Below are 16,907 nucleotides of genomic sequence, written 5' to 3' on the forward strand. Positions count from 1 at the left end.
CATCGTACGCAGCCACCGCCGAGGTGCTGACCGGCCGGTCAGCACCGGCCGCCGTAAGGAAGCCGCAACATCTTGTCGCGTGGGCCCGGCGGACGGCCTGGCTAGGCTGGCGGCCGGGAGGTGCGCGTGGGGCAGCGGGTGCTGGTGGTCGACGACGACCGGACGGTCAGCGACGTGGTCTGCCGCTACCTGGAGCACGCCGGCTACGAGGTGAGCCACGTCGGCGACGGCCTCGCCGCGCTCGACGCGGTGCACGAGCGCCGGCCGCACCTGGTGGTGCTCGACCTGATGCTGCCCGGGCTGGACGGGTTGCAGGTGTGCCGGCGGCTGCGCGAGCGGCCGGACGGCGTACCCATCATCATGCTCACCGCCCGCGGCGACGAGGCGGACCGGGTACTGGGCCTGCAACTGGGCGCGGACGACTACCTGGGCAAGCCGTTCTCACCGCGGGAGCTGGTGCTGCGGGTCACCTCGGTGCTGCGCCGGGCCGGCGAGCCCGCTCCCCCGGCGGCCGAGGTCTTCGCCGACGCCGGCCTCGAGGTCGCGACCGGGCCACGGTCGGCCACCCTGCACGGCCGGGAGCTGACCCTGACGCTGCGCGAGTTCGACCTGCTCGCCCACCTGATGCGCCATCCGGCGCGGGCGTTCCGCCGCGCGGAGCTGCTGGAGCGGGTCTGGGGCTGGAACTTCGGCGACCAGTCGACGGTGACCGTGCACGTGCGACGCTTGCGGGAGAAGATCGAGGACGACCCGGCCGAGCCGCGCCGCATCGTCACCGTCTGGGGCGTCGGCTACCGATACCAACCCGCCGATGCGTGATCTCGCGCTGATCTTCGTCATGGCGCTGGCGGCGGCGCTCGGTGTCGGCCTGGTCGGCGCGTTCGCGCTGCGGCTGCTCCGGCACCGGTCGATCACCGTGCACGTCTGCGTACTGCTGGCGGTGACCGTGGCGGCGGTGGTGGCCGGCGTGGTGGTGGTCGCCCAGGCGATGTTCCTGTCCGCGCACGACCTGCAGGTGGTGCTGCTCACCGTGGCCGCCGCGGCGGCGGTGAGCCTGGCGATCGGCTGGTCCTTCGGCCGACGGCTCGCCGTCGCCGCGGTCTGGGCCGACCAGGCGCGGGAGCGGGAACGCCGGATCGAGAAGGGCCGCCGGGACCTGGTCGCCTGGGTCTCGCACGACCTGCGCACCCCGCTGGCCGGGCTGCGTGCGATGGCCGAGGCGCTGGAGGACCGGGTGGTCGACGACCCGGCGACGGTGGCCGAGTACCACCGGCGGATCCGGGTCCAGACCGACCGGATGACCCGGCTGGTGGACGACCTCTTCGAACTCTCCCGGATCAATGCCGGCGCGCTGCGGCTGTCGCTGAGCGCGGTGCCGCTCGGCGAGGTGGTCTCCGACGCGCTCGCCGGCGCCGCGCCGCTCGCCGCCGCCCGGCGGATCCGGCTGGTCGCCGCCGAGTCGGGCTGGCCGACCGTGTTGGCCAGCGAGCCCGAGCTGGCCCGGGTGGTCGGCAACCTGCTGCTCAACGCGGTGCGCTACACCCCGGAGGACGGCACGGTCCACATCGACGGCGGCTGGGAGCGGGACGACGCCTGGCTGGCCGTAGCGGACACCTGCGGCGGGATCCCCGAGAACGACCTGCCCCGCCTCTTCGACGTGGCGTTCCGCGGCGAGCCGGCCCGCACCCCCCGCTCCAACGGGGAGGGCTCCGGCGGGTTGGGCCTGGCCATCGTCCGGGGGCTGGTCGAGGCGCACGGCGGCCGGGTGGATGTGCAGAACACCGAGGGTGGCTGTCGCTTCGTGGTCCGACTGCCGGCCACAGCCAGCTAGTCGGGCCGCCACAGCAACCCCAGGGCCGCGTGAGGTCGGGCCATCACCTGCCGCGAAGCTCACTCGCCGGACGGCATGCCTAGCTCGCCGAACCAGCGCCCGTCGCGCTGGAACACCTCGCGCACCGAGAGGCCGACGCGGCTGGCGACCGGGTGCACCGCCCGGGTGTCGAGGCGGGCCCAGCGGAACGCCGGACCGAGGGCGGGCTGACCGGGCCGGCGCGGCGAGGCCACCCGGGCCTGTCCCTGCCAGAGCCCGGCCCCGGGCGGTTCCAGCTCGACCAGCACGGTGCCGGCCGGGTCGAGCAGCGCCCGGCAGCGGCGCAACAGGGCGACCGGGTCGCCGCCGATGCCGATGTTGCCGTCGAGCAGAACGACGTGCGCCCAGCGCCCCTCACCCGGCAGCGGGTCGAACAGGTCACCGTGGAGCGCCACCGCGCCTCGGGCCCGGGCGGCAGCCACCGCGTACCCGCAGACGTCGACGCCGACCGCGGTGATCCCGGCCCGGGCGAGCGCCACCGTGAGCCGGCCGGGACCGCATCCCAGGTCGAGCGTCGGGCCGGCGCAGCGGGCCACCACGTCGGCCGCGGCGGGCTCGGCCGGACCGTGCCAGCGGCGCACCGGCAGGCGGCTGCGCCGCCCGTCGCCGTGCACCAGCCAGTGGCCGTCCGCGCGGTCGCGCAGTGCGGTGCCGAACCCGTCGGAGCTCATCCGTGCCCCCGGGGGACCAGGTCGCGGCGGACCGCACCGACCTGCCGGGCGAACCGGCCGCTCGGCACGCTCGCGGCCACCGCCAGCGCGTCCGGCCACTCGTCGACGTCGCGCAGCACCGGCAGCGCGGCTGTGCGCAGGCCCCGCTCCCCCAGCGCCGACCAGGTGCCCCGGCCGGTCTCCGGGGTGGACATCGGCACCGTACGCAGCAGCGTCGCGTGCCGCGGGTCGCGCAGGCCCAGCGACCACCAGCCGCCGTCGAGCGCTGCGCCGAGCACCGCCTCCACGCTGTCCAGCCGGCGCACTGCGGCGGCCAGCCGGGCCGGCGTCAGCTGCGGGGTGTCCATCCCGATCTGGAGCACCGGCCGGCCCGGATACGCGGCGGCCACCTCGGCGTACGCGTTGGCGAGCCGCTCACCCAGGTCGGCGCCGCGCTGCTCCAGCATCGTCCAGCCGGTGAGTGTCTCGGCCAGCGCCGCCCCGTCGACGGCGCCGTCCAACCGGCCGGTCCAGGCCAGCACGGGGGTCACCCCGGGGGTGGCCCGCACCGCGTCCAGGGTGTCCCGCAGCGCGGCGGCGGCGATCCGGGCCGCCTGGGCGGGGCTGGCCGGCGGGCAGAGCCGGGTCTTCACCGCGCCCGGCACCGGCGCCTTCGCCACCACCAGCAGGACGGTCATCGGGGACCGCCGACGGTGCGCAGCACGCCCGCGAAGTCGCGGGTCGCGCGCAGGGTGCCCCGGACCGAGCCGGAGACCTTCGACCGGGTGCCGGCGGTCCGGGGCGCGTACGGGACGTCGAGTTCCCGGATCCGCCAGCCGGCGGCGGCGGCCCGAATCAGCAGTTCGAGGGGGTAGCCGAAGGCCCGGTCGGTGACGCCGAGGGCGAGCAGCGCGTCGCGGTGGGCCACCCGGATCGGGCTGAGGTCGCGCAGCGGCACGCCCCGGCGACGCAGCAGCGCGGCGACCAGCGCCGTACCGGCCCGGGCGTGCCACGGCCAGACGCCGGCGCCGACCGGACGCCGGCGACCGACCGCGAGATCCGCCGTGCCGGCCGCCACCGGGGCCACCAGCGCCGGCAGGTCGGCCGGGTCGAACGAGCCGTCGGCGTCGAGCACGCACACCAGCTCCGTGCCGGCCGCCTCCACCCCGGTGTGCACGGCGGCGCCGTAGCCCCGGCGCGGCTCGTGGATCACCCGGGCGCCGTGCCGGGCGGCGACCTCCGGTGAGCCGTCCCGGGAGCCGTTGTCCACCACGACGGCCCGGTATCCGGGCGGCAGGGCGGCGAGCACGCCGGGCAGCGCGGCGGCCTCGTCCAGGCAGGGCAGCACCACGTCGATGACGATCGGCGGGGAACTGTCGATCGGGGCAGGCATATCGCCGACGCTAGGGCGCGACCAGGGCGTCCGGGGTGGGAACGTCCTTACCGAACGCTTACCGCGCGGGCGATTCTTACCGTGCGGTGACGTCCCGGCGGTTCCGCCGGCGGGCGGCGCCCGCCGGCCGTACCGTCCGATCGTCATGGCCTCGACTCCCACGCTCACCACCGCCCCCGCGCGGACCCCGGTCCGGCGCGGCGGCGCCGACGCGCTGGTGCTCGCCGTGGAGGCGGCGCTGCTCGCCGCCGCGGTGCTGGTGGGTCTGCTGCTCAACGCGCGCGGAGCGGGGCTGTACGCCGACGCCGCGCCGCTCTACGCCACCTGGCGCCCACACCTGGGCTGGGGCACCCCGGCGGCGGTGCTGGTCGCCGTCGTCGTGCTCGGCTGGGGGATGCGCTGGGCGCAGCGCGCCCGGTGGGGCGTCCTGCTGGCCGCCGGCTGGTTGACGGCGGTGGCCTGGACACTCTCCCTGGCCCTGGTGGACGGCTGGTCGGCGGGGCTCGCCCGCCGACTCACCGCGCAGGCGGAGTACCTGCACGAGGTGCCAGGGGTGACCGACATCCCGGCGATGCTGGCCGGCTTCACCGGGCGGATCCTCGACTTCCAGCCGGACTCGTGGTCCACCCACACGGCTGGTCATCCGCCGGGCGCGCTGCTGGTCTTCGTCTGGCTGGACCGGGTGGGCCTGGGCGGGGGCGCGGCAGCCGGGCTCGCCTGCGTGCTGGTCGGGGCGTCGGTGGCGGTGTCGGTGCCGGTCGCCCTGCGGGCGCTCGGCGCCACCGAGGCGGCGCGGGCGGTGCTGCCGTTCCTGGTGCTGCTGCCCGGCGCGGTCTGGGTGGGGGCGTCGGCCGACGGCGTCTTCGCCGGCGTGGTCGCCGCCGGCCTGGCCCTGCTGGCGGTACGCGGCCCGGGCGCCGCCGCGCTGGGCGGCGTGCTGCTCGGCTTCGCGCTGTTCCTCTCGTACGGCTTCGTGCTGGTCGGCGTGCTGGCGCTGGCGGTGCTCGCGCTGCGCCCGGCGGCCCGGCTCCGCTCGCTGTTCGCCGCCGGCGTCGGGGTCGCCGCGGTGACGCTCGCGTTCACCCTCGCCGGCTTCCACTGGTGGGAGGGATACCGGCTGGTCGTCGAGCGCTACTACCAGGGCTGGGCCGCTGAACGGCCGTACGGCTACTGGGTGTGGGCGAACCTGGCGGCGCTGCTGCTCTGCGCCGGCCTGGTGCTGGGGCCGGCGCTGCGCCGGGCGGTGGTGGCGGCCGCCGCCGCGGCCCGCGCCGGCTGGGGCCGACCCGGCGCGCCGGTCGGGGCGCGCGCGGCCCGACCCGGCGGTCGGGTCGCAACCCTGGTCGCGGCGGTACGCGGGGCGGGGCCCACGGTCGTGCTTCCGCTGGCCGCCGCCGTGGCGGTCGCCGGCGCGGACCTGTCCGGGCTGAGCAAGGCGGAGGTGGAGCGGATCTGGCTGCCGTTCGCGGTGTGGCTGCTGGCGGCCACCGCGCTGCTGCCGGCCGGTCACCGCCGCTGGTGGCTGGCCGGGCAGGTGGTGACCGCGCTGGCCGTCAACCACCTGCTCTGGACGGTCTCGTGACCGCGGTGCGGACCTCCCCGCGCACGGCCACCGGCCAGCCCCGCGGCCCGCGCCGGGGGCAGATGTCCGCGCGAGGCTGATACCTCAGAGGCATAAATATGCCTGTGAGGTATCACGCTCACCGGGACAGGCCCCCGCGCAGGCTGCCGCCGGGGACAGGCCGAACGCCGGCGCAGGCGGACGGAGAGCGCCGCAGGCCGGGAATCAGGCGGGGAGCGCCGCCGGTTCGCGCAGCGGGTCGGTGGCGAAGCCGGCCACCCCCTCGGCGAAGCTCACCCGGGCGGTGTAGCCGAGCAGGTCAGCGGCGCGGCGGGGATCGGCGACCACGTGCCGCACGTCGGCCGCCCGCGCGCCGCCGGCCACCACCGGCGCGGGCCCGCCCATCGCGGCGGCTAGTGTCCGCGCCAGCTCGCCGACCGTGTGCGGCTCGCCGGAGCAGACGTTGACCGGCACCAGACCCTCCGGCGTCGGCGCGGTGAGGGCGAGCAGATTGGCCCGGGCCACGTCGCTGACGTGTACGAAGTCGCGGCGCTGCCGGCCGTCCTCCAGCACCCGGGGAGCCCGCCCGGCGGCCAGCGCCGACCGGAAGATCGAGGCCACCCCGGCGTACGGGGTGTCGCGGGGCATCCGCGGGCCGTAGACGTTGTGGTAGCGCAGCGCCCAGACCCCGCCGCCGGTCTGCCGCGCCCACGCCGCCGCCAGGTGCTCCTGGGCGAGCTTGCTGGCCGCGTACGTGCTGCGCGGCTCCAGCGGCGCGTCCTCGGGCACCAGGGCGGGGCTGAGCGGGTCGCCACACCGAGGGCAGGCCGGGTCGTAGCGGCCGGCGGCCACGTCCTCCGGCCGACGCGGCGACGGGCGGACCGTCCCGTGGCCGGCGCAGACGTACCGGCCCTCGCCGTAGACCACCATCGAGCTGGCCAGCACCAGCCGGGACACGCCGGCCCGGTACATCCCGGCGAGCAGCACCGCCGTGCCGAGGTCGTTGTGGCTGGCGTACTCCGGGGCGTCGGACGGGTCGAGTCCGTGCCCGACCATCGCCGCCTGGTGGCAGACCGCGTCGACGTCGGGCAGCAGCCGGTCCAGCAGCCGGGCGTCCCGTACGTCCCCGGGCACCAGGTCGTGCCGGCGGGTCCACTCGGGTGCCGCGTCGCCGTGCGCCTGGGGCAGCAGCGCGTCCAGCGCGACGACCTCGTGCCCCTCGTCGACGAGCAGGTCGGCGACGTGCGATCCGATGAACCCGGCCGCGCCGGTGACCAGTACCCGCATGTCTGGTGACGCTAGGTCAGGCGGGTCGGCCGGCGGGCCGGCTCGGCGATCCCGTAAGGAGTTCGCAACAGGTCGCCCCCGTCCGGGGACGCGGCGGTAAGCCTTCGGTAATGCGGCAAACCCGACCGGGCCGGCGTACCCGCGCATAGCCTGCGGAGGACGACGGACCCCGCCGGGCCGGGCACCGGAACGACCGGCCGCACGGACCGCCGGCCGGCGGCGAGACCACGAAGGAGGACCGGTGCCCACGAGCGACCCCGGACCGTCGGGCGCGGCCCGACCCGGGCCGGCGGTGGACGACCCGACCGACGGGTACGGCGCGCCCCGGCGGTTCTGGCGAGCGCTCGACCGACGCCGGCCGCCCGGCACGGACGCGGTCACCCACGGCTGGCGCAGCCCGCTGCGCGGCCCGTGGCTGACCGCGGTGTACGGCCTGGCGCTGCTCGTCACCCTGCCCCTGGTGATCGTCACCGGGCTGCTGGACTACGCCGCCTACAGCCCGCAGTTCGGTCAGGCGTTCCCGACCGACGTGGGCTGGTTGCGGCTGCCGCCGTTCGACTGGCCGACCCGGCCGTCCTGGCTGTTCCGGCTCACCCAGGGCCTGCACGTGGGGCTCGGCATCGTGCTGATCCCGGTGGTGCTGGGCAAGCTCTGGTCGGTGATCCCGAAGCTCTTCGACTGGCCACCGGCCCGCTCGGTGGCGCAGCTGCTGGAGCGGCTCTCGTTGCTGCTGCTCGTCGGCGGGATCCTCTTCCAGATCGCCACCGGCCTGCTCAACATCCAGTACTCGTACCTCTTCGGCTTCGACTTCTACACCGCGCACTACTTCGGGGCCTGGGTCTTCACCGCCGCGTTGGTCGTGCACGTGGTGCTGAAGCTGCCCCGGCTGGTCACCGCGCTGCGGTCCCGCCCCGCTCGGGCCGAGTTGCGTACCCCGCGCGCGCGGACCCGGCCCGAACCGCCCGACCCGGACCGCCTGGTGCCGCCCCGGCCCGGCCCGGCCACGGTCAGCCGCCGCGGCGCGGTCGCGCTGGTCGGCGGCGGTTCGCTGCTGCTGGCCGCGCTGACCTTCGGGCAGAGCCTGGACGGGCCGCTGCGCCGCACCGCCCTGCTGCTGCCGCGCGGCCGCGACCCGGGCGGCGGGCCCAACGGGTTCCCGGTCAACCGGAGCGCCGCGGCGGCGGGCATCCAGGCCGCCGACACCGGGCCCGGCTGGCGGCTGACCCTGCGCGCCGCCGGTCGTACCGTGACGCTCGACCGCGCCGGCCTGCTGGCGATGGCCCAGCACACCGCCAGCCTGCCCATCGCCTGCGTCGAGGGGTGGTCAACTCAGCAGACCTGGACCGGCGTACGGCTGCGGGACCTCGCCGCCCTCGCCGGGCTACCCGACCCGGCCGCGGCGCACGTCCGCTCGCTGGAGCGTGCCGGGCTGTTCCGGCAGGCCACCCTGCAGGCCAATCAGGTACTCGATGCCGACTCGCTGCTCGCGCTGCGGGTCAACGGTGTCGACCTCTCCTCCGACCACGGCTTCCCGGCGCGGATCATCGTGCCGGCGCTGCCCGGCGTGCACTGCACCAAGTGGGTGACCGACATCGAGTTCCGGGCCCGCTCCGATGGCTGACCCGATCGGCCGGCTGCGGGCCGGGTACGGCGCCGGCCCCCGGCACCTGCTCGTCCTGCTGGGCTGCTTCGTGCTGACCGGCTGGGTCGCGCAGCGGATCGCCGGGGAGGCGACGGCCGGCCGGATGCTGCTCTGGTTCGTCGGCGCGGTGATCGCCCACGACCTGGTGCTCTTTCCGATCTACGCGGCGCTCGACCGGGCGCTGCGCGGGGCGCTCGGCGTCGGGCGGCGACCCGCCGGGCCGGGCCGGCTGGCCCTGCTCAACCACATCCGGGTGCCGGCGCTCGGCGCCGGGCTGCTCTTCCTGGTCTACCTGCCCGGGCTGCTGGGCTGGGGCGACGAGACCTACCGGGCCGCCACCGCCCAGCAGCGCGAACCGCTCCTGACCCGCTGGCTCGCCATCACCGCCGCCCTCTTCCTGATCAGCGCCGCCCTCTACGCCCTCCGCCGCCCCCGCCGCCTCCGCCCACCCCGACCCCCTAACCCCACCCCCTGACCCAGCGCCCGCCCCGCCCCGCCCCGCCCCGCCCCGCCCCGGTGGATCATGCAGTTGTGGTGGGTGACGAAAGGTGCACAAGTGGATGAGGCTGGCACCACGACTGCATGATCGACGGCGGGAAGGGGCGGGCGGGGTTCGGTTTCAGGTGGGGTGAGGTGGGAAGCACGGGTCGGTTCGGTGCGGCCAACGGGCCGCGCCACCACCGAGGGGGTATGTCCATGGGTAGCCGCGTCGGATCCGCGACCCTCCGATCACCCGCCGGGGGTGCGGCGTGAGCGGGCCGGTGGGCGTCGAGCCGGTCGGTGAGCTGGAGCTGGTGCACGCCTTCACCGGCCCGATGCCGACCGGGGTGACCGTCTCCCACACCGGACGGATCTTCGTGAACTTCCCCCAGTGGGGCGACCAGCCCCCTGCCACGGTGGCCGAACTGCGCGACGGCCGGGAGGTGGCGTACCCGGACGAGCGGTGGAACTCGCCCTCGGGCGACGACGACGCGCAGGCCTTCGTCTCGGTGCAGTCGGTGGTGGTCGACCCGGCCGACCGGCTCTGGGTGGTCGACACCGGCAGCCCGATGATGCGGCCCACCCGACCCGGCGGCCCGAAGCTGGTCCGGGTCGACCTGACGACCGACAGCGTCGCCCAGGTGATCACGTTCCCGCCCGAGGTGGCGCTGCCCACCAGCTACCTCAACGACGTCCGCTTCGATCTGCGCCGCGGCTCGGCCGGCCTCGCCTACCTCACCGACTCCGCCATGAGCGGCCCGAACGGCATCGTGGTGGTCGACCTGCACAGCGGCCGCTCCTGGCGGCGGCTGCACGACCACCCGTCCACGAAGGCCGATCCGCTGCACGGCTACCTGCCGGTGGTCGAGGGGCGGCCGTTCCTTCAGCGGCCACCGGACGGGCCGCCGAAGCCCCTGACGTTCGGCTCGGACGGCATCGCCATCTCCGCCGACGGTTCCCGCCTGTACTACTCCGCCCTGATGTCGCGCCGCTGGCACAGCGTCTCCACGGACGCCCTGGCGGACGCGTCGCTGCCGGAGGAGGAGGTCGCCGACACGGTCATCGACGAGGGCGACAAGGGCACCGGCTCGGACGGTCTGGAGAGCGACGACGCGGGCCGGCTGTACCTCACCGCGTACGAGCAGAACGCGGTGCTGCGCCGGCTGCCGGACGGGCAGTTCGAGACGGTGGTGCACGATCCGCGGCTGCTCTGGCCGGACACCATGTCGGTCGCCGTCGACCGGCATCTCTACGTGACCGCCAACCAGCTGCACCGGCAGGCCGACTACCAGGGCGGTCAGGACCTGCGCCGCAAGCCGTACGCCCTGTTCCGCACTCCGATCGACGCCGGGCCGGTCCTGCTGCGCTGAGCCGCCCCCGCGGACCAACTCCGCCCTGGGCGGGCCGTCTGCACGGCCCGCCCAGGGCGGCTGGATTGCCTCCGGCTCAGTTCGAGCCGGTGACCGTGAACGGCAGCTGCACCCGCGCCTTCGAGTCGGCTCCCGCCAGCGTGATGCTGGTCGAGCCGGCCCGCGCCGCCCCGGGAACGCTGACCGTCATACCGGAGATGATGCCGTCGCCATTCGCGCGCACCGTGCTCTTCGCGAGACCGTCACCGAAGGTGATCGTGACCGCCTCGTTCGGCGCGAATCCGTAACCGTCGAGCGTGATCGCCGTACCGCGCGGCCCGGCCGTGGTGGAGAGCCCCACCTGCGCACGGTTCGTCGGCACGTCCTGCTCCCCGGTCACCTGCACGGTGGCCGTCGCCGGGGTACGCGACGACGCCCCGGTGACGGTGACGGCGTATCGGCCGGGCTGCGCGTCACCCGAGGTCGCGATGGAGGCGCGGACCGCTCCCGCCACGGAGGCCGCGACCTTCATGCTCCGCGCCGGGCTGGTGCCGAGCGTCACGGTCACCTGCTCGCCGGCGGCGAACCCGCTGCCGTTGACGGTGATCGCGTCACCGGTGGCGACGATGGTGGACCCGGGCAGCGCGACCGTCGGCTGGCGTCCGCCGCCCGCCACGGTCACGGTGAAGCTCGCCGTGCTGCTCGACCGCGTGTCCCACGCGGTCACCCGCACCGTGTACGTGCCCGCCTGCGGGTAGGTGTGCTGCCCGGTCAGCGCGCCGGACGAGCCGACGGTGACGTCCTGCGGAACCGTGCCGTCACCCCACTGGACGCGCGCGTGGTAGCCCGCCGGGTCGGGAACGCCCCCGGTGACCGAGCCGAGGTCCGCCGAGAGGACCTGCCCGGCGGTGGCCGTCTGGTCCTTCGGGGCGACGGTCGCCAGCGCGGGCGCCGGCGTGCCGTCGTCGGCGATGGCGAACACGTGGATCCGACCCGCCGAGGCGGGGTCACCGCTCTGCGCCGGCAGGGTCACCGAGACGAGCGTCTTGCCCGCCGGGATCTGGTACGGCGTGGTGGCGAACAGGAACGGCTGGGCACCGTCCCGGCTCGTGCCGCTCAGCCGGTACGCCGCCTTGGCGACGACCGTGTTGCCGTACGACGGGGTGCCGTTGGCGTTGCCGCCCAGCGTCCAGTCACTCATCTGGATCGGGATGCTGGCGGTGCTGCCGTCGCTGAACGTCGCCGTGCCGGTGCTGTCCTGGTTGCCCTGCGTGCCGGCGCCGATGAACGAGATGCTCCTGGCGTCGTCCGGGAGGTCGAGCACGATCGTCTGCCCGTTGCCGGCGGCGTTGTCCGGCTGCCCCGCCGGGATCGTCGGCAGCGTGAAGTGCAGCGCGGTGCCCGGCACCTGGTGTCGCTGGCCCTGGGTCACCCCGGCCGCCGCCAGGGCGGCCCGGGAGTACGCCCACGACTTCGCGTCGCAGTTGGCCGCCCGGATGCCCTCGTCACCGATGCAGACGGTGTCGAACGCCGCGGTGAGCCCGGAGCTCGGCGTGTAGGCCACGTCGACGCCGACCGTCGTGGAGCCCTGGCCGGAGCCGTCGGTCACCGTGACGCTCGCCTGGTGGTAACCGGGCGTGGCGTAGGTGTGCGTGCCGCTGACGCTGTAGACCGCCCGCGAGCTGAGCGTCAGGGTGCCCGGGGTGGTCGGCGAGCCGTCACCCCAGTCGATCGTGGCCTGGTAACCGCTGGCGGTGCCGCCGGTGACGGTCGCCAGCGGCACCGACACGGATGCGCCGGAGGCCGCGTGCACGCTGTCCGCGGCGGTCACCGTGATGGCCCCGCCACCGAGATCGAGGTCGCCGCCGGCGAGCAGCTCGACCTCGGCGAGGTTGGCCTGCGCGGCGCCGACGCTCTTCGTCACGACGAGGCGGAACTGCGCGAACCGCCCCGGCCTGTCGATCTCGAACGGCCGGGTCTGGTTACGCCACGCGAACACCTCGCCGGAGCGGGAGTCCACGGTGGTCCAGGTGGCGCCGTCGTTGGAGCCCTGCAACCGCCAGTCCGCCGGATCGCCCGCACCGGCCCCGGAGGTGAGGCTGTAGTACGCCGGCGTCTGCTTGCCGCCCCGGTAGGCCCAGCTGACCTGCGGCGTCGCCGAGGCGAAGGTCAGCTGCGTGGTCGACGAGTCGTCGAAGAGCTTCGACGCGTCCTGCCCGCCGGTCGCGGTCGCGGTGCCGAGACCGGGGCCGGTGGTGTCCTGCAGCGGCTTCGGCGCCGCGTCGCCCTTGGTCAACGACGGCGGACCGTCGTTCTTGCCGGTCCCCCAGGACGACGGATTCGGGCCCATCTGGAAGTCGATCGTGCCGCCCCTGGCCAGCACGGACACGTCGACGGAGAGCGTGCGCTGCTTCTTGCCGTTGACTTCGACACCCTGCACGTAGATGTTCTTCGTGCTGTTGTTCGGCGCGTTGACGACGATGTCACCGCTCTCGCGGTGGACGGTCATCCGGGTGAACTGCGGCGAGCCGATGGCCCAGTGCGACGACCCGGCCTGCAGCGGGTAGATGCCCAGCGAGCTGAGGATGTGCCACGACGACATCTCGCCGTTGTCCTCGTCGCCCAGGTAGCCCTGGCCGATCTCGCTGCCGACGTAGAGGCGCTGCATGATCTCCCGCACCAGCGCCTGCGTCTTGGCCGGCGCGCCGGCGTAGTCGTACATGTACGGGATGTGGTGCGACGGCTGGTTGCTCATGCCGAGCTGACCCATCCGCACGGCCCGCGCTTCGAGCATCTCGTGGATGATGCCGCCGTATCCGCCGGGACGGTCGGCGTTCTCCGGGGTGGCGAAGAACTGGTCGAGCTTGTCGCGCAGCGCCTGCTGCCCGCCGTACAGGTTGGCCAGTCCCTTGCCGTCCTGCTGCGCGGTGAACGCGAAGTTCCACCCGTTGGTCTCGGTGTAGACGCCACCCCAGTCCAGCGGGTCACCGGCGAGGAACGTACCGGCGGCGTCGCGGCCCTGGAAGAGCTTCGTCTCCGGGTCGAACAGGTGCACGTAGTTGCGGGCGCGCTGCAGGAAGTACTGCGACTCCTCCTTGAGCCGGTTGCGCTCCGACTTCGGCGTGGCGGGGTCCTTGGCCAGGGCCGCGCCCATGTTGCCGATGCCGTAGTCGTTGATGAAGCCCTCCAGCGCCCACGACACCGACTCGCCCGTAGAGGTCGGCGTGTAGCCGAGGAACAGCGAGGTCTCGATGCCCTTGCGGCCGACCTCGCCGCGTCCGGAGGCGACGGTCGCGTCCTTGACCGCCGCGTCGTACGCCGCGAGCGGGTCGGGCAGCTTGACCCCGGTGAGGTACGCCTGCGCCAGGGCCACGTTCGCGCTGGTGCCGGTCATCAGGTCGGCGTAACCGGGCGACGACCAGCGGGCGATCCATCCGCCGTCGCGGTAGTGCTGCACGAAGCCGTCGGAGATCTTGGCCGCGACGTCCGGGTACAGCAGCGCGTAGGCGGGCCACACGGTGCGGTAGGTGTCCCAGAACCCGTTGTTGACGTAGATCTCCCCGTCGACGATCTTGGCCCCGGTGTGCGTGGCGGTCGACGTGCCGGTCGGCGCCGACACCGGGCTCGCGTACTGCCAGCGCGGCGCGGCGGCGGTGCCGGTGTTCTCCGACTGCGAGTTCGGATACAGGTTCAGCCGGTACAGGTTCGAGTACAGCGTCACCAACTGCGTCTCGGTCGCGTCCCGTACCTCGATGCGGGCGAGCCGGTCCTGCCAGGCCGCGGTGGCGGCGGCGTGGATCTGGTCGAAGCTCTTGCCGGTGACCTCCAGGTCGAGGTTCCGGTGGGCCTGCTCGACCGAGAGGAACGAGGTCGCGATGCGCATCGTGACCTGCTGGTTCGCCGAGACGTCGAAGCTGGCGGAGGTCGCGGAGGACGCCTTGGGCGCCCGGTCGAAGGCGCCGGAGACGAACATCCGGCTGCGACCGGCCGACAGGCCGCTTCCGTTGTCGACCCAGCCGGTGAAGCCGCCGTCCGCGCCGATGGTGAAGGTGCCGTTGTAGAAGACGAGACTGCCGGTGGCCTGCCCGGACGGGAAGGTGAACCGCATGATCCCGGCATGGTCGGTGGGCGACATCTCGGCGGTCAGGCCGTTCTGCAGCCGCACCCGGTAGAGGTCCGGCCGCGCCGTCTCGTCCGCGTGACTGAAGGCGAGCGCCCGGCCGGCGGGCGGCCCGGTGAGCGGTCCGTCGCCGGCGACCGGCATGACCGACATCTGGTTGCGGTCACCCATCCACGGGCTGGGCTCGTGTGAGATCGCGAGGCCCTGCAGCGTGGGCAGGTTGGCCGCGTTGTTGCTTCGGTGGTACTGGTACTCCCACGAGTTGGACGTGGCGTCGGTGACCGGCGTGAAGAAGTTGAAGCCGTTCGGCACCGCGGTGATCGGCAGGTTGTTGCCGCGCGAGAAACCGCCCGTCGAGTTGGTCCCGCGTCGGGTGTCGACGTAGTTGGTCCGGCTCGAACCGTCGATCGTCGCAGGCTCACCGGTCAGCTCGATGTCGTCGAGCCAGCCCTGGAACCGCGTCTTCTCCGTGGCCTGCGGGTTGTCGTAGGCGAGCAGGATGCGGTCGATGGTCTTGCCCCGTGCGACCGCGCCCACGTCGGTCTGCACCGCGTTCCACTGGTCGGCGTAGAGCACCTTCGACGCGCCCTGTCCGGCCGCCGGGAGCGGGTAGCCGTGCTGGTCGACGGGCGAGCGCTGGCTCAGGTAGCTGCCGTCGGTGAAGTGCAGGTCCACGGCCGCGTAGGTGGACGGGTACTGGGCGTCCTGGCCGGTGAACTCGGGGAAGATCTTGTAGGAGAGCCGGGTCTTCGGCCCGACCGGGATGTCGACGTCGAAGAGCTTGTTCGTCGCGTACGAGCGGCCGTCGGCCTCGGCGCCGCCCGCGTAGCGCAGGGCGGCCGTCCCGGTGAACCCGGCCTCCGGCTTGGTGGTGTAGCCACCGACCGGGCCGGCGCCGACGACGCTGACCATGGGGGTGGCCGGCGGCCTGACGTTCGAACCGTCGCTGATGTTCCAGTCGCCGAGCTGCAGGATCGAGTCACCGGAGTTCGCGGTGACGTTCAGCCGGTAGTAGCCGTAGGCGGTGCTGTTGGTGAAGCTGTAGACGTTGGTGGCCAGGCGCCCACCGAACTTCTCACCGGTCCGCCGGTCGAGGTCGCTCCAGGTGCTGCCGTCGTTCGACCCCTGCACGACGAAGTCCCGGGGGTCGCGGGTCGGCGCGTCGTTCGCGGAGGTGAGCGCGTACCGCCGCACCACCGACGGCTCGGCCAGCCGGTAGGTCACCCAGCCGGTCGGGTTGAACGCCAGCCACTTGGTCGACGGATTGTCGTCCTTGAGATTGGCGGCGATCTCCGCCGGCGGGTACTCGGCGCTCGCGGTCACCGCGCTGACCTTGCCGAGCAGGCTGCCGGGCAGGGTGGTGACCGACCCGCTCAGGTTCGCCTGGACCGGCTTTCCGTCCGTGCCGACCTCGGCGGTGCTCGTCGCCGGTCGCGGGTCGGCCGACTCGAACGAGGAGTTGAAGTTGCCGGGCGGCGCCGAGCTTGGTGCGGCATTCGCCAGGGGTGCGGCGACGAGCAGTCCCGCCGGCAGCAGGACCGCGGCTGTCGCGGCGGACAGGCTGCGGTGCCAGGGGCGGGCGGTTGAGGGGTACGCCATGGGGGCCGGGCCTTTCGACTCGATCCGGGTCGAGTCCGTCGAACGTGTGGGCAGAGTGGACCGTTGCTGCTGCGGAGCGTGGTGCGGGACTACGCGGATGACTGACATCGTTGTCACATGGAGACACGTGAACCACGAGGGCGGGCCATCGGACGTCGCTGATAGTTCCGGGCAGGACACGGCCGTGTCAACGGGTTGATCAAAGCGAAACAGTCCATCGCCGACGGTGCCGACGATCTCGCCCAGGGGTGCGGCCGGTCGATCAGCCCAGGCAGCGGTCGGAGAGGGCGTAGCGGACCAGCACCACGTCGCCGATCTGGCGGACCTCCGCCACGGTGGCCCGACGACCCGGATGCCACGGGTAGCGGCCGTCGCCCACGAAGCGCGGCGCCCGGCAGTCGCCGACGAAGAACGGCGCGATCACCAGGTGCAGCTCGTCGGCGAGCCCGGCGGAGAGGAACTGCGCGTGCACCGTCCCGCCGCCCTCCACCATCAACCGGCGCACCCCCCGGTCGGCGAGGTCGCCCAGCACAAACCCGAGATCCACCGGATCGCCGCCGTCGACCACCGTGGCCAGCTCGCCGACCCGTTCCCCGGTCTTCTCCAGCGCGCCCGTCGCGCAGTACACGACCCGCTCCGCCTTCCCGGCGGTGAAGAACCGGGACGTCGGGTCGAGGTCGCCGCAGGCGGTGAGGGTCACCTTCGTGGGCGAGGCGGGCAGGCCACGGGCGACCCGCGCGTCCCGGTGCGACGCCGAGCGGATCAGCAGTCGCGGGTCGTCGCCGCGGACGGTGCCCGCGCCGACCAGGATCGCGTCGCAGCTGGCCCGGACCTCGTCGATCCGGGCCAGGTCGTCGGCGTTGGAGAGCACCAGTCGCTGCTCGGTGGCGTCGTCGATGTAGCCGTCGATCGAGGTGGCGCAGCTGAGCAGCACGTACGGCCGCGCCCGCACCGGC

At 74.2% G+C, this 16,907-nt stretch carries 12 protein-coding genes; 6 read left to right on the forward strand and 6 right to left on the reverse strand.

What is annotated here, in order from left to right; all coding sequences use genetic code 11:
• Positions 1-126 precede the first annotated feature (126 nt).
• Both ACIBBA_RS15375 and ACIBBA_RS15380 read left to right on the forward strand, forming a co-directional pair.
• Positions 127-819, forward strand: a complete 693-nt coding sequence (locus tag ACIBBA_RS15375; RefSeq protein ID WP_396697583.1) for a response regulator transcription factor — start codon at positions 127-129, stop codon at positions 817-819.
• On the forward strand, positions 812-1,831 hold the full coding sequence (locus ACIBBA_RS15380) for a sensor histidine kinase (RefSeq protein WP_396697585.1): 1,020 nt from the start codon (positions 812-814) through the stop codon (positions 1,829-1,831). Before ACIBBA_RS15375 ends, ACIBBA_RS15380 begins: the two co-directional genes overlap by 8 nt.
• A gap of 59 nt (positions 1,832-1,890) precedes the next feature.
• Here the strand turns inward: ACIBBA_RS15380 and ACIBBA_RS15385 are convergent, their stop codons facing one another.
• From ACIBBA_RS15385 to ACIBBA_RS15395, 3 genes are read right to left on the reverse strand one after another with little or no spacing between them, the layout of a single operon-like run.
• A complete protein-coding gene (locus ACIBBA_RS15385) occupies positions 1,891-2,541 on the reverse strand; it encodes a class I SAM-dependent methyltransferase (protein WP_396697587.1) in 651 nt (216 codons plus the stop codon).
• The gene (locus ACIBBA_RS15390; protein WP_396697589.1) at positions 2,538-3,218 is read right to left on the reverse strand and encodes a DUF2064 domain-containing protein; all 681 of its coding nucleotides are present in this window, start codon (positions 3,216-3,218) and stop codon (positions 2,538-2,540) included. Before ACIBBA_RS15390 ends, ACIBBA_RS15385 begins: the two co-directional genes overlap by 4 nt.
• A complete protein-coding gene (locus ACIBBA_RS15395; protein ID WP_396697591.1) occupies positions 3,215-3,913 on the reverse strand; it encodes a glycosyltransferase family 2 protein in 699 nt (232 codons plus the stop codon). The genes ACIBBA_RS15390 and ACIBBA_RS15395 overlap by 4 nt, the downstream gene beginning before the upstream one ends.
• Before the next feature lie 145 nt (positions 3,914-4,058).
• Here ACIBBA_RS15395 and ACIBBA_RS15400 point away from each other — a divergent pair, with 145 nt between their 5' ends.
• Positions 4,059-5,495, forward strand: a complete 1,437-nt coding sequence (locus ACIBBA_RS15400) for a hypothetical protein (protein ID WP_396697593.1) — start codon at positions 4,059-4,061, stop codon at positions 5,493-5,495.
• A 204-nt stretch (positions 5,496-5,699) separates the two neighbouring features.
• Here the strand turns inward: ACIBBA_RS15400 and ACIBBA_RS15405 are convergent, their stop codons facing one another.
• On the reverse strand, positions 5,700-6,761 hold the full coding sequence (locus ACIBBA_RS15405; protein WP_396697595.1) for an NAD-dependent epimerase/dehydratase family protein: 1,062 nt from the start codon (positions 6,759-6,761) through the stop codon (positions 5,700-5,702).
• A gap of 292 nt (positions 6,762-7,053) precedes the next feature.
• Here ACIBBA_RS15405 and ACIBBA_RS15410 point away from each other — a divergent pair, with 292 nt between their 5' ends.
• From ACIBBA_RS15410 to ACIBBA_RS15420, 3 genes are all read left to right on the forward strand, one after another.
• On the forward strand, positions 7,054-8,382 hold the full coding sequence (locus ACIBBA_RS15410) for a molybdopterin-dependent oxidoreductase (RefSeq protein ID WP_396697914.1): 1,329 nt from the start codon (positions 7,054-7,056) through the stop codon (positions 8,380-8,382).
• Complete coding sequence (locus tag ACIBBA_RS15415) at positions 8,375-8,878, forward strand: hypothetical protein (RefSeq protein ID WP_396697597.1); 504 nt, start codon at positions 8,375-8,377, stop codon at positions 8,876-8,878. Before ACIBBA_RS15410 ends, ACIBBA_RS15415 begins: the two co-directional genes overlap by 8 nt.
• A 274-nt stretch (positions 8,879-9,152) precedes the next feature.
• Entirely contained in the window at positions 9,153-10,253 is a 1,101-nt protein-coding gene (locus ACIBBA_RS15420) for an L-dopachrome tautomerase-related protein (protein WP_396697600.1), read from the forward strand.
• A 76-nt stretch (positions 10,254-10,329) separates the two neighbouring features.
• Here ACIBBA_RS15420 and ACIBBA_RS15425 read toward each other — a convergent pair whose 3' ends face one another.
• Together ACIBBA_RS15425 and ACIBBA_RS15430 are read right to left on the reverse strand one after the other, a co-directional pair.
• Positions 10,330-15,951, reverse strand: coding sequence for a GH92 family glycosyl hydrolase (locus tag ACIBBA_RS15425; RefSeq protein ID WP_396697602.1), 5,622 nt, complete (start codon positions 15,949-15,951; stop codon positions 10,330-10,332).
• Between the two features lie 262 nt (positions 15,952-16,213).
• Positions 16,214-16,903: a RibD family protein gene (locus ACIBBA_RS15430; protein WP_396697916.1), complete on the reverse strand. Its 690-nt coding sequence runs from the start codon at positions 16,901-16,903 to the stop codon at positions 16,214-16,216.
• Positions 16,904-16,907: the final 4 nt, after the last annotated feature.

The sequence above is a fragment of the Micromonospora sp. NPDC051006 genome (genome assembly GCF_044456245.1).
GTDB lineage: Bacteria > Actinomycetota > Actinomycetes > Mycobacteriales > Micromonosporaceae > Micromonospora.